Below are 12,906 nucleotides of genomic sequence, written 5' to 3'. Positions count from 1 at the left end.
GTAAGAATCTCGCCTTCAGAACGCCCCGCCCAGCCAGACCCCATTCTCCCGCCCGCTCACCACGGGCGCGACCCACACCGCGCTCCTCTGCGCGGCCGGCTTCTTCTCCGTCGCCCACAGCGCCCCCACGATGATCGCGCCGATCGCCGCCGTGCCCCCGACGGCGAAGGATGTCATCGCCCATTTCATGTTCTCGTCCCAAGACTCCGCCGGCGTGAGCGCCAGGATCGCAGCGCCCGTCCCGATGCCCGTGACGGCCACCGCTGTCCCTGCGCCCACGACCCACGGCTTCCAACCGCCGCCTTCCGCGGGCTTTGCTGCGTCCTTTTTCACGGGAAGAGGAGCGGGAGGCGGCGGCTCGACCTCGATGTCCACGTTCATCGCCTGCCCGGGTGACACCGAGAGCGTCACCGGGACGAATTTCACCCCGGGCTTCGTCGCCGCGATGCTCCTTTGCCCGGGATCGACGATCACGTCCGCCTCGAGCGGCGACGTCCCCACGGGCTCTCCGTCCACCCGGATCTCCGCCCCCGGTACGCTCAGGCGAATGTGCAGCTTCACGAGCTTCGCGCGCGCCTCCGCGAGCAGCTCCTCGACCTGCTTTCGCTCGGCCTTGGTCATCTTCGTACCCTCGCGCAGGCAGGCCTCGAGCTGGGCCGTCGCCTCGCGATACTTGCCGAGCTCGATCTTCGCCCCGCCCCGGGCCCAGGCGATCTTGTAGTGAGGCTTTACGTCCCAGGCCGCGGCGAACTCCACGTCCGCTTGCGCCCAGTCTCCCGCGTCGGCCGCAGCCACGCCTGCTTTGAAATGGCGCTTCTGTTCTTCCATGACGGAGGCCGTACCCGCCGGTCCGGCGCCCCATGCGGGGGTCACGGAAGAGATGCCCACGAGGAAACCCGCCACGAGCGCCCAGCGAGGGGCGCGCCGAATGCCTCGCCCCACGATTGCGTCTGCCGTTGATTCCGAGCGCGTATCACGGGGAGCGTTCGCGCCGAACTTGCCTTGTTTTCTCGTGTTGACCACGAGGCTTTTATGACACGATTGCGGCGCCAATCCAGCAAATGGGGTCGTCGTCGCGCGGGGCCGATCGCCCTCGACGTGGTCCCATTAAAGGGAGTCCGGGATGAAGCGCTTCGTGCCCTTGACGATGGGTCCCTTCGCGCCAGGCTGCGGAGGCTTGGGCTTCGGTGGCGCTGGAGTTCCGCCTCGGTTCGGAACGGGCACCTTGACGCCCGGCTCCTTCGCTTTGACCGTCGTGGCGTCCCGCTTTGGCGCGTCGTGCGCGTCTGCCTTCGCGGGTGGCGTCGAGGCTGGATCGGGAGTGTTGGGTATGGGCGCGACCGTCGGGGCCGGCGCTGTTGGTGGCTCCAGCGCGGGCGGGATCGCCGCGCCCGTTTGCGCCTCGCCCGGGCGCGCAACGTCCATGGGAGCTTGCGCTACCGCCGCGGGCGCAATCGCGGGAGGCGTCGCCGTCGAGGCTTTGTCGCGTACCACCGCGAAGGCCAGAAGGCCCAGCGCCCCGACGAGCAAACCCGTCGCCACCTTGATATCGATGACGGATCGCCGGACCTGCGGCGTGGTCGACGCGGAGGGGGCCATCGGTGCGGATGGGATGATCTCCGGAATGCTCCCCGGGCGCGGCGGCGCGACCCACCGGACCACCCCGTCGATGGACGACGTCCCCGGCGGCGCCTCCTCCGGACCGTCCGCGCTCCCGCGCCGCGAGGACCCAGGCGGGGTCTCCGGGAGCTCCGGGAGCGGCGTTGTCGCGGCGAGGACGGCTGTCGTCGGCTCCGGCTGCGATTCCGCGCGAGGCTGACGCTTGTTTGCCGCGAGCTCCTCGGGGCCGAGCACCACCGTGCCGTTCGCCGTCAACCTCCGGTTCCCGTCGAGTGGCGGCGCTGCCTTGGAGGGCATCACCCGTGTGGCCTCGCCCGAGTCCGGGGGGGCGGCTCCGAGCTCGTCGGCGAGCGAGCCTCCGCGCGTGCAGGCCTCCAGCATGGCGGCGAGCTCGAGCGCCGAGCCAATGCGCTTTTGCCGGTCACGCGTGAGGCAATGCGCGATGATCTCGGCGAGGCCCGGGTCGACGTGACGCACACGCCGCGACACGAGCGGGGCGTCCTCGGTCAAGATCGCGTGAATCAGATCCTCGGTCGAACCCCCGAAGGGGCGGACGCCAACGATCATCTCGAACATCACCACGCCGATCGACCAGATGTCCGTGCGATGATCGAGGTTCTTGGCCACGCAGAGCTGCTCGGGGCTCATGTAGGCCAGGGACCCGACGACCCCCCCGGTCTGCGTGAGGCAACTGTCCTGCCCGTCGATCTGCTTGGCCACGCCGAAATCGAGGACCTTCACGTACCAATCGCTCGTCGCCCTGTCCCGGTGAAGGAAGATGTTCGTGGGCTTCAGGTCGCGATGAACGATCCGCGCCTCGTGCGCGACGGACAGCGCGTACGCCACGTCCCGCCCGATACGCGCGGTGAGGCTGGACGAAAGGGTGTGTCGTCGTTGCAAGAGCGCCGCGACGGTCTCCCCCGTCAGGAGCTCCATGGCGAGGAAGGGATCACCTTTCTCCGTCTCACCCGCCTCGTAGAGCTCCACGATATTCTGGTGACGCAATTGCCCGCAGAGGCGAGCCTCTCGGACGAGGCGCCTCCGGAGGTGCTCATCCTGGCTCTTGATCAACTTGAGCGCGACGCGCCTCCCCGTGGGCTCGTGCAGCGTCTCCCACACGGCCCCCATCGCGCCGTCACCGATTGGACGGACGAGCTTGTATTCGCCTCGGACGACGTCTCCGACCTTCATGCTGCCCTCTCGGTCGGCGATCCTACCACCGGGTTCGTCGTCGCCCAGCAGCCTGCCGGCGATTGTGGGGATCCGCCCTCGACGCGTGCTCCGCGTTATGCCGGGGGCTTCCCGGGAATCGAAGCCCCCTTCGGATTCAATGGGGTTGATATCGGGGGCAATGGCGTTTGCGTTGCGGGCATTCTGAATCGGGCCCCCGCCGCCGTCCCGAAGTCGCGTTCTGGTTGAGGGGCTCGGGGCGATCGCCCCTCAACCCTCCCCGCCCGGCCCTTCCTCCTCCTCCCCGCCTGCGCCCGCCCGCAGATGAATCCGCTTGTACTCCTTCGACGCCGGCCCGTGGGATTCGCGCACCACGCGCTTGAACGCGAGATACTTCTCGTAGGCCGGCCCGTACGCTGCTGCGCGTGCTTGCTTGGCGCTGCCGAGGTCCTTGTTTGCCTCCACCGATTCGCTGATCTCCTTGATCGCCAGAGGCGCGCGCTTGCCGAATTCGCCGCTCAGGACCTCGTCGGCCCATGGCGTCCCCAGGTGATCGTCGATCGCGTCGAGCAGCTCCTCGATCGCGGTCACCTTGTCGGTATCGGTCGGCTGACGCTTCAGCGTGTCCGGCACCTTCAGCGTGGGCAGGTAGGCCAGCGTGACGGCGCGCGCTTCGCGATAGGGTTTGTCGATCGATTCGAGCGCGGTCGAGGCCTCGGAGTCCTCCTTCGCGGCCGCGCTCTCGCCCGCCGACACGGACTTCTGCGCGGCGAGGAACGTATCCGCCGGGGCCTTCAAGACGTCCGCATACACGCGCCTCACGACGATCGGCGCATTCGCGTCCGTGCCGAGCTCCTGACAACGCGTCAGGAGCCGATGAAAACGCTTGTAATCGATCGCACCCATGTTCTCCCTTGCCTCCACACCAGCGTGCGTGTGCTGGTTCCGTGTGGACGGTATCAGGAAGTCGTCGAATCGGGAGGCAGAACCGTGCTGCTGTACGTGCGCGAGGAGGGGTCGCTCGGGAAGGTCGGGCGGTGGTGCGGAGAGCCGGCGCGAGTGCGCACGAGAAAAACGCACCTTCGTGCGAAGGAACGGCACGGCCGCGGGAGCCAACGGCACGGCCGCAGGACCGAACCGCACATCCGTCGGAGCGAACCGCAAACCCGTGGGAAGGAAGGCGTGTGATGTGGCTCGCTTTACTCGGGGCGTGGGGAGCGCCTCCCGGCGCGTGCGAGGAGAGAGCTCGGCCGCGCGAGGCGCCCCGCCGCCCGCTCAGCCCCCCAGAAACCTCGTGAACCAGAACCGCGTGAACGCCGCGAGCGCCACGAGCCCCACGAGCGTGATGAACATCCCCGGCGCGATCATGTCCCGCGCCGTGAACTCGCCCTTGCTCGATGCATCCACGCGGAAGCCGTATGCCATCGCGTTCGGCGGCGTGCTCACGGGCAGCGGCATCGACAGCGTGCACGCGAACGCCGCGACGAGCAGGAGCGGCGCGTGCGGCACGCCTTCGAGCCCCATCACCACGGGCGCGAGCAGGTTCACCGCGGCCGTGTTGCTCATGACGGACGAGACCACCACCGCGAAGACCGCCACCACGCCCATCACCACGAAGGGCGGCAGCCCCGCCGTCGGGAGCCGCTGCGTCGCCCACGTCGCGAGCCCCGACTGCTCGACCGCCGCGCCGAGCGCGAGGCCGCCGCCGATGAGGAGGATCACGTCCCACGGCAACGCGCGCAGGTCCGGCGCGCGCAGGAGGTCCGTGCCGAAGAAGATCACGACCGGGAGCAGCGCGACCGTGCCCGAGGTCAGCGAGAGCGCGCCGCCGAAGACCCAGCCCGCCACGGTCAACACGAACACGCCGAGCACGAGCGCCTGCGGACGACCAAACGGCTGCAGCGGCTCGCCGTCGTCGAGCACGATCTCCTTCACGCCGCTCGGGTAACGCCGGCCGAGGTAGACGAGCAGGATGAGCTGCAGCACCACCTGGAGCGGCACCGCGAGCGCCATCCACGTGACGAAGCTCGGCGCCTCCGCGTCGAGGTAACGCATCACGATCGCGTTCGGCGGCGAGCTGATCGGCGTGGCCAGGCCGCCGAGGTTCGCCGAGAACGCGATGCCGAGCAGCAGCGCCTTGCGGAACCCGTCCCCCGGCGGGACACGCGCGAGCATCGCCGCCGCCGGGCCGAGCATCAGCGCGCACGCGGCCGTGTTGCTCATCCACACGCCGATCACGCTCGTCGCGATCATCATGGCGAGCACGATGCGCGGAGGCGACGTGCCCGCGCGGCGGAGGATCAAGCGCGAGATGCGCCGATCGAGCTGGGTGCGCTCGATGGCCACGCTGAGCACGAAGCCGCCCAGGAAGAGGAGCGTCACGTCCGAGAAAAACGCGTTCAAGAAGAGCGTCGGTCCGTGGCGCGCGGGGTCGAGCGCGGGCGAGAGCCAGACGAGCTCGAGCGCCAGGATGACGAGGCTCGTGACGAAGAGCGGCACCGCCTCGGTGAGCCAGAGCGCGGCCGCGACGATCACGATGCCGAGCGTGATCTCCGCAGGCCGCGCGAGCCCGAGCGGCGCGGCGAGCCAGCCGCGGTGCGCCGCGACGGCTCCGACGATCGCCAACGTGACCCCGACGAGCGCGCGTGGATCGACCCGCAACACGAGGGGCGCGAGGTTCGAGACCCTGGGAAGCTCCCGCGACATGGCCGCTTCTTACCCGCCCGCCGGCCGCGACGCACACGCCTCTCCGCGCTTTGCTTCGCGCGTGGGGCGGTGCATCCTCGCCCCCTCGTGCCCGACGCTCGCCCCGCCCACGACGCCCGGATCTGGCTCTACGCCTTCGGCTATTTCGCCTGCTACTGGCCCTACAGCGCGCTCACGAAGCTCGCCTCGCAGGGCCGGATCCCCGGCATGACACGCGTGGTCTCCGGCGCCGAGCTCCTGCCCGTCACGACGATCGCCTCGCTCGTCGGCATGTTCGTCTTCCTCTCGTGGCGTGGCCTCTTCCGGTACGCCACGCATCGGACCGTCCTCGGCCTCCGCGTCCCTTTCCCCACGCGCTGGACCTTCCTCTCGGGTGTCGCCACCGCGGTCATCATCCCGACGACCACGCTCGCGTACACGTTCGACGGCGTCTCGATCGTCCTCATGATGTTGCTCATGCGCGGCGGCGTGCTCGTCCTCGCGCCCTTCGTCGACGTGCTCTCCGGCAGGCGCGTGCGGATCGTCTCGTGGGTCGCGCTCGGCTTGAGCCTCGCCTCGCTCGTCGTCTCGCTCGGCACGGGCGCGAGCTACGAGCTCACCCTGATCGCCGCGATCGACGTCGCCGCTTACCTCGCGAGTTACTTCTTCCGGCTGCGCTTCATGAGCAAGCTCGCGAAGTCCGACGACCCGGACGTCATGCTCCGTTACTTCGTCGAGGAGCAGATGATCGCGACGCCCGTCGTGGTGCTCACGCTCGCCGTGGGCGCGCTGATCGGCAAGGGCGCGGCGCTCGAGGCGCTGCGCTCGGGGTTCGTGTCGCTCGGCAGCGCGGGCGCGCTCCTGCCGGCGATCGGGATCGGCTTGCTCTCGCAGGGCACGGGCATCTTCGGCGCGCTCATCCTGCTCGACGGGCGCGAGAACGCGTTCTGCGTGCCGGTGAACCGCGCGTCGAGCGTGCTCGCCGGCGTGCTCGCCTCGGCGACGCTCGCGCTGCTCGGGCTCGGTCGGGCGACGCCGATGAGCGAGCTCGCCGGGGCGGGGCTCGTGCTCCTCGCGATCGTGGTGCTCGCGTGGCCGACGATCGCGGCGGCGCGGCAGGGGAAGCTCAAGGCCGACGCGCGCCCCGCGTCCGCATCACCTCCGTGATCGCCGCCGCGAGCGTGCCCTTCGTCGTCATCCCGGAGAGCTCCACGCCGAGGTCCACCAGCGTCCGCGCCACGGCCGGGCCGATGCCCGAGAGGATCACCCGCGCGCCGAGCAGCCGCGCCGCCTGCGCGGCCGAGATCAACGCGTTCGCCGCGTGTGTGTCCACCATCGAGACGCCCGTGATGTCGAGGATCACCGTCGTCGCCCGCTGCGCCTGGATCCCCGCGAGCAACACGTCGAGGATCTGCTGCGCGCGCGCGTCGCTGATCGAGCCGACGAGCGGCATCGCGATCACGCCCTCGGCGATCGGCATGAGTGGCGTCGAGAGCTCGCGGATGAGCGCGTCCTGCGATGCGATCACCCTCGCCTCGAGCGCCGCGCGCTCCACCACCGCCCGCTGCTCGAGCGACAGGTCGCGGATGATCGCGGCGAGGCCGAGCACCTCCTCGGGGCCCGCGCGCACCACGTAACAGTCCACCTGCGCCGGCAAGGGCGCGCCGTCCGCGCCGCGCAGCGAGAGGATCCCTCGGTACGAGCTCCCGTCCACGAGGGCCGCGTAGAGCGCCTCGCGTGATGGCGTGTCGCTCGGCCGGATCACGTCGACGAGCGGCAGGCCGATCACCTCGTCGCCTGCGTCGAACATCTTGCGATAGGCCGGGCTCACGCGCGTCACGTCGCCCTCGGGGCTCGCGATCACGACCGCGTCGGCCGCGTGCTCGGCGAGCGCGCCGAAGATCCGGTTCTCCGCGTTCACCCTCCGCAGCGCCGCGGATCCGGCCTCCCTGTCCGCTTCGAGGCGCGCGAGCTCGCCGCGGAGAGCTTCGATGTCGCGCTCCCTCTCGGCGAGGGTTCGCTCGAGCGCCGCGACGCGCTCCTCGGTCGTCCCCCCGTCCTCGCTCCCCACGATCGATCATCCTAGGCGGTCGGCGCGGCGCGTCGCCAAAAATTGGGCCCTTCCAGGTCGCTTCCGGTAGGGGGGCAACATGATCATCGCGCTCACCGGACAGAAGGGTGGGATCGGCAAGAGCACCACGGCGGTGAGCCTCGCCGTGGCCGCGCTCGCGCGGGGGAAACGCGTGCTGCTCGTGGACGCCGATCCGCAGGGCACGGTGCGCACGTGGGGCGAGGTCGCGAGCGAGGCGGGCCAGGCGACGCCGACGATCGTGGCCATGGGCGCGCAGATGCATCGCCCCGGGCAGCTCGACTCCGTCTCCCCCGCGTACGACCTCACGATCATCGATTGCCCGCCGCGTCACGGCGAGATCTCGCGGGCAGCGCTCATGGTCGCGGACATCGCCGTCTTCCCCTGCGGCCCGACCGCGGCCGACGCGTGGGCGCTCGCCTCCGCGATCGAGGTGTTCCGCGAGGCCAGCGCGCTCCGGGACAAGCTCGCGGGGTGCGTGCTCATCACCCGCAAGCAGGGCCGCACCGCGCTCGCGAAGAGCGCGCGCGCCGTGCTCGAGACCTCGGGCCTGCCGGTGCTCGGCGCCGAGCTCGGGTTTCGCGTGGCTTATCAGGAGGCGATCGCCGTGGGGAAGGGCGTGACCACGTACGCCCCGCGCGACGCCTCCGCCAGAGAGATTCACCAATTGCTCGACGAGCTCACGAGGTTCCACCATGGCCAAGAAGCAAGTCGCGGTTTCGCTCCGCAAGCCGCCGTCGCCTGAATCGATCGACGCTTTCGTCAGCGGGGACGAGGCGCCCGCGCCGACGGCCGCGGCGCCGAAGCGCGCTCGCCGCGCGAAATCGACCGAGACCACGCCCGTCCCGGAGAGCGTCACGCCCGTCCCGGAGAGCGCCGTCGTCGCGACCGCCACGCGCGTGGAGGCGCCCGCGGAGCCCGCCGCCGCGCCCGCCGAGCCGACCGTCGTGGGCGGCGTGCCGCTGCGCCCGGTGACCATTTACCTGACGCCCGAGCTCGCCGAGCGCCTCACGGTCCATTGCATTCAGCACGACCGCGACCTGAGCAACGTCATCGGCGAGGCCCTCACGAATCACCTCGCCCCGCGCCTCGGCGCCGGCGCCTCGGAGGGCGCTCCCGCCTCCTCCGCGGCCCCGCCCCCGCGCCCGTCCGCGTTCTGGGGGAGCGCGCCCTTCCCGCACGTGGAATGGCCGCCGCGTCGTATCGGTCAGATCGTCGAAATCGGGCGTATCCTGCTCGATGTCGTCCGTCGGCGCGGATACGCCGCGACGGCGTAGTCCTCCACGTTCCATTTTCGTCGGGCGTCATCCACCCCGCTGCCCGGCGGAAATCTTGCACAACGGTTGAAAGCGCCTCGCCTTTGCGCCGAACATGCCCGCCCGGCGCCGGTCCGGCCGTCGCCGGCCTATCGTCTCCCTTACTGAACGAGGAGCTTCTTCTCATGCGAAAGAGCCGAATCGGTCTGCTGTCGTTGTCGCTGGTCACGCTGTTCGCGCTGGGTTGCAGCGGCGATCCCGGCCCGCAAGGGCCCGCGGGGCCGCCGGGGCGGGAGGGGCCGAGCACGGAGCCGAGCATCAACGGGATCACGCCGGGCAAGGCGTTCATCTCGCGCCGCGCGGACGTCACGATCAGCGGGTTCAACACGGCCTGGACCGAGGCCACGACCGTCGACTTCGGGCCGGGCGTCACGGTCGTGGACAAGAAGGTCGCGAGCCCCACGGCGATCGTCGCGACGATCGAGATCGACGCGTCGGCCGCCGCCGGCGCGCGTGACGTGAACGTCACCGAGGGCAGCTCGACGGTCACCTACAAGGGCGCCTTCACGCTCGACGCGCCGCTCGATGTCCTGGTCACCGGCACGCAGGCGCAGGGCTCGATCCTCGTGGCGAGCGCGAAGATGAAGGACCTCTCCACGCCGCTCGACCTGACCTCGACCGGCGACGGGTTGTTCACGCCGATCGTGTACACGAACGTCTTCGTGTCGGGCTCGTCCGGCGTCTCCGGCGACGTGGAGGACGTGCAGCTCTACGGCGCCGATCTGATCCTCTTCACGGACGTGAACGTGCCGGCCGGGCCGGCGGACATCTCGATCGAGAGCGGCCCGAGCGGCGAGGAGATCATCTCGCCCGCGTCGGGCAGCTTGCAGATCGAGGCGCGCACGCCGGTCGCGCTCGCGCCGGGCATGAGCGTCAGCGGCACGGTCGATCAGCCGCTCGCGTCGCTCCTGTTCCAGTACACGCCCTCGGGCCCGGGGAAGGTCATCACGGTCGAGGCCACGGCCGACTCGCCGAACGCCCGGCCGGGCTTCGCGGTGCTGCCGGCGAGCGGCAAGTTCGCCGAGATCATCGACTTCGCCGTGGCCCCGTCGCTCGAGGTCGGCGCGGACCCGATCTACCTCGTGTACTGGGACAACTCGGGGGCGTCGAACTACGCGGTCAACGTCGAGGTCAAGGAGCTCGTCCCGGCCGAGACCGAGCCGAACAACGCCTGCGCGGAGGCGCAAGCGGTCGCCTCGCTGCCGGCGACCCTCGACGCGTTCAAGATGTCGGACAAGGACGACCAGGACTGGCTCGTCGTCGACATCGCCGAGGCGGACGTGGGCAAGGTGCTGCACGTCGTCACGTCGCCCGGCGAGGCGCAGACCGACACGGTCGTCGAGCTCGTGGGCCCGGACTGCATGACGTCGCTCGGCGTGAGCGAGGACTCGGACTACCACGAGGACTTCACGAGCGCCCCGCTCCCGGGGGCGGGCAAGTATTACATCAAGGTCTCGAACTCGACCTACGGCTACTCCGGCGCGCTCTACAACCTGTCGATCACGCTCGAGTGAACGAAGCGAAGGGGAGCGCGCCCCTCGGGCGTGCTCCCCGCCGCGCCGCCCGTTCTCCCCGGAAAAACCTCCCCGCCGCGCCCGAGGGCCTTGACGCGAACGCGGGTCTTCGGAATGCTCCCCTTCGCTCGAAAGAGGAGGGAACCCCCATGAGCATTCTTGAACCGTCGAAGCCGGCACCTTCGAACTGGCCCCGCATCTCGTCCGCCCTTTATTACGAGGACTCACGCGCCGCGATCGAATGGCTCTGCCGCGCCTTCGGCTTCCAGGTGCGGCTGCTCGTCGAGGGCAAGGACGGGAGCGTCGAGCATTCGGAGCTCGTTTACGGCGACGGGCTCGTCATGGTCGCTCACCCGAAGCCGGAGAAGTTCCCGCACACGCGGGCCCCGAACCAGATCGGCGGCGCGAACACGCAGAACATGATGGTGTACGTCGACGACGTGGAGGCACATTGCGCGCGGGCCCGGGCCGCCGGCGCGCGGATCGTCAAGGAGCCGGAGACCGTCGATTACGGCGAGGAATACTGGTCGGACCGCGGATACGAGTGCGTGGACATCGGCGGCCACCACTGGTGGTTTTACCAGCGGCTCCGCGACCCGAAGACGGCCTGATCGTCAGGGCGCCTGGAGGAAGATCGTGGTCTCCCCGGCGGCCGCGGGGACCTTCACCCACGCCGAGCGCGTCTCCGGCTCGAAGAACCAGCCCGCATTCGCGGCGTCGAAGGCGTCCCGCGTGGCGTGCTCCGGGACCATGCTCCCGGAGACGAGCACCGCCGCGGGCTTGCCGTCCCTGCGGACGCGAAAGAGCGTATCCCCGAGCGTGCGCGAGATCGACACGAAGGAGCCGTCCGCGTTCGTGGACGTCTTCACCACGGTCACCATGTCGTCCGCGTCGTGCAGGGAGAAGCTCGTCTCCGTGGAGGCCGGGAACACGAGCAGCGTGAGCTTGCCGCCGGAGAAAGTATTGCCGAGCCCCGTGACCTCGTCCGCGACGTGCATCGGCACGATGGCGCCGAGCCGGAAATAAAGCGGCACCTTGCGCAGATCGTTCGAGTAATCGACGGATACCGTCGTCCCGCCCGCGATCGGGTCCTCCGATTGCGTCCAGAAATCGACGTACGACGCGCCCGGCGGCAAGAGGACGTCCCGCTTGCCGGTGCCGTCGAGCAGCGGCGCGACGAGGAGGGCGTCGCCGAGCATGTACCGATAATCGCCGGGCCATTCGGCCTCCGCGCCCACGGGCCGCACGGGGACGGGCGCCCCCGCGTACGCCTCCTCGCTGAGGCTGTACCAGAAGGGGACGAGCTCGTGGTGGAGCTTCGACCAGAATCGATACGCATCGACGACCTCGGTGCCATTCTGGGGCACGGTCCAGGGCGTGATGTTCGCGCGGCCGTGGAGCTGCATGAACGGCGAGAGCGCGCCGATCGCCGTCCACCGCGCGAAATTCACGGGGTCGAGCGGGATCGCCTCGCCGAGAAGGTCCTTGTCGTTGCGATCGAGGTAGCCGCCGATGTCGGAGCCGAGGACCACGTACCCCGCGGCCGCCGAGCGGAACGTGTGGTCGAGCGCGTCGGCGAGCCCGACCCAGTCGCGGCGGTTGTCGCCCATCCACGCGACGGGCGCGTGCTCCTTCCTGGCGAAGAACCGGCCCTTGAAATCGTACGATTCATCCCAGGCGCGGACCATCGTGACGAACTCTTTGCCCCGCTTCGCGACGCCGTACGCGAGGAAGTCCTGGTAATAAGCCTCCGAATACGTCTGGTGCGGGACGGGCCCCGCCTTCGTGTTCACCGTGTCGAGGCGGACGTAGCTGTCGCCGAAATCGATCTTCCAGCCGTCGATCTTCATATCGAGCACGTGATCCTGCTGCTCGTGCCACCACGACCGGGCCGAGGGGTTCAAGAAGTCGACGGCGGCGCCCGAGCCCTTCCACCACGAGAATCGATTCGCGTCCTCCACGAAATACCCGCACGCCTCGCCCTCGGCCAGGTTCGGCGAGGGGCCCATGTACGCGTCGCCGCCCGCCTCGAGGTCGTACGAGACCGAATTCACGAGGTTCGTGATCCACAGGACGACCCGCACGCCGTCCGCGTGCATGTCGTCCACCATCTTCTGGAAATCGGGGTACCGCGAGGGGTTCGGGACGAACGTGTTGTAATGGGTCTCCCAGGGGCTATCGAGGACCACGGCGCCGACGGGGATGTCGCGCTCGCGGAAGCCCGCGACGAAGGCGTACGTGTCGGCCCCGTCGGAGATGTCCTTCGAGATCCACGGCTCGAAGGCCCAGCGCGGCGTGTGGCGCGCCGGCTCCGGGATGTCCTCGGCGGGCCTCTCGCAAGGGTCGACCGGGACCGGCGGCGGGGGCTTCGCCTCGGGCTCGTCCGAGCAACCGAAGAAGGCAAGCGCGAGGAGAGGCAAAGGCATCAAGGTATACCGCGTGAGCGAGACCATCTTCATTCGGCGAGCCTATCGCGCCTCGTCCGCCCCTGTCACTCGCCTGCCCGCGCCCC

11 protein-coding genes are annotated in these 12,906 nt (G+C 69.8%); 5 read left to right on the top strand and 6 right to left on the bottom strand.

Annotated features, from left to right (window positions below):
- Positions 1-15: 15 nt before the first annotated feature.
- From GF068_RS36735 to GF068_RS36720, 4 genes are all read right to left on the bottom strand, one after another.
- On the bottom strand, positions 16-828 hold the full coding sequence (locus tag GF068_RS36735) for a PEGA domain-containing protein (RefSeq protein WP_153824214.1): 813 nt from the start codon (positions 826-828) through the stop codon (positions 16-18).
- 279 nt (positions 829-1,107) lie between these two features.
- Entirely contained in the window at positions 1,108-2,811 is a 1,704-nt protein-coding gene (locus GF068_RS36730; RefSeq protein ID WP_153824213.1) for a serine/threonine-protein kinase, read from the bottom strand.
- 249 nt (positions 2,812-3,060) lie between these two features.
- Entirely contained in the window at positions 3,061-3,696 is a 636-nt protein-coding gene (locus tag GF068_RS36725; RefSeq protein WP_153824212.1) for a hypothetical protein, read from the bottom strand.
- A 369-nt stretch (positions 3,697-4,065) separates the two neighbouring features.
- Entirely contained in the window at positions 4,066-5,496 is a 1,431-nt protein-coding gene (locus tag GF068_RS36720; protein ID WP_153824211.1) for an SLC13 family permease, read from the bottom strand.
- 87 nt (positions 5,497-5,583) lie between these two features.
- Between GF068_RS36720 and GF068_RS36715 the strand changes: the two genes are divergently transcribed.
- A complete protein-coding gene (locus tag GF068_RS36715) occupies positions 5,584-6,642 on the top strand; it encodes a hypothetical protein (protein ID WP_153824210.1) in 1,059 nt (352 codons plus the stop codon).
- On the opposite strand, the gene GF068_RS36710 is transcribed toward GF068_RS36715, so the two are convergent.
- On the bottom strand, positions 6,602-7,546 hold the full coding sequence (locus GF068_RS36710) for an STAS domain-containing protein (RefSeq protein WP_153824209.1): 945 nt from the start codon (positions 7,544-7,546) through the stop codon (positions 6,602-6,604). The two genes, GF068_RS36715 and GF068_RS36710, sit on opposite strands and share 41 nt — an antisense overlap.
- Before the next feature lie 79 nt (positions 7,547-7,625).
- On the opposite strand from GF068_RS36710, the gene parA reads away from it, so the two are divergent.
- The 4 genes from parA to GF068_RS36690 all read left to right on the top strand — a co-directional run bounded on the left by parA (position 7,626) and on the right by GF068_RS36690 (position 11,005).
- Positions 7,626-8,309 carry a ParA family partition ATPase gene (parA, locus tag GF068_RS36705; RefSeq protein WP_153824208.1) on the top strand — a complete coding sequence of 228 codons (684 nt, stop codon included), beginning with the start codon at positions 7,626-7,628 and terminating at the stop codon, positions 8,307-8,309.
- On the top strand, positions 8,260-8,841 hold the full coding sequence (locus GF068_RS36700) for a hypothetical protein (protein WP_153824207.1): 582 nt from the start codon (positions 8,260-8,262) through the stop codon (positions 8,839-8,841). Before parA ends, GF068_RS36700 begins: the two co-directional genes overlap by 50 nt.
- Positions 8,842-9,005: 164 nt before the next feature.
- The gene (locus tag GF068_RS36695; protein WP_170319887.1) at positions 9,006-10,394 is read left to right on the top strand and encodes a hypothetical protein; all 1,389 of its coding nucleotides are present in this window, start codon (positions 9,006-9,008) and stop codon (positions 10,392-10,394) included.
- 149 nt (positions 10,395-10,543) lie between these two features.
- Positions 10,544-11,005 carry a VOC family protein gene (locus tag GF068_RS36690; RefSeq protein WP_153824205.1) on the top strand — a complete coding sequence of 154 codons (462 nt, stop codon included), beginning with the start codon at positions 10,544-10,546 and terminating at the stop codon, positions 11,003-11,005.
- A gap of 3 nt (positions 11,006-11,008) precedes the next feature.
- Here GF068_RS36690 and GF068_RS36685 read toward each other — a convergent pair whose 3' ends face one another.
- Positions 11,009-12,853: a TIM-barrel domain-containing protein gene (locus GF068_RS36685; RefSeq protein WP_153824204.1), complete on the bottom strand. Its 1,845-nt coding sequence runs from the start codon at positions 12,851-12,853 to the stop codon at positions 11,009-11,011.
- Between the last annotated feature and the right edge of the window lie 53 nt (positions 12,854-12,906).

Origin of the sequence: Polyangium spumosum, assembly GCF_009649845.1 — a bacterium.
Lineage (GTDB): Bacteria > Myxococcota_A > Polyangia > Polyangiales > Polyangiaceae > Polyangium > Polyangium spumosum.
The sequence above is the reverse complement of the archived record's forward strand: the minus strand, read 5'-3'. Positions and strand labels throughout refer to the sequence as shown.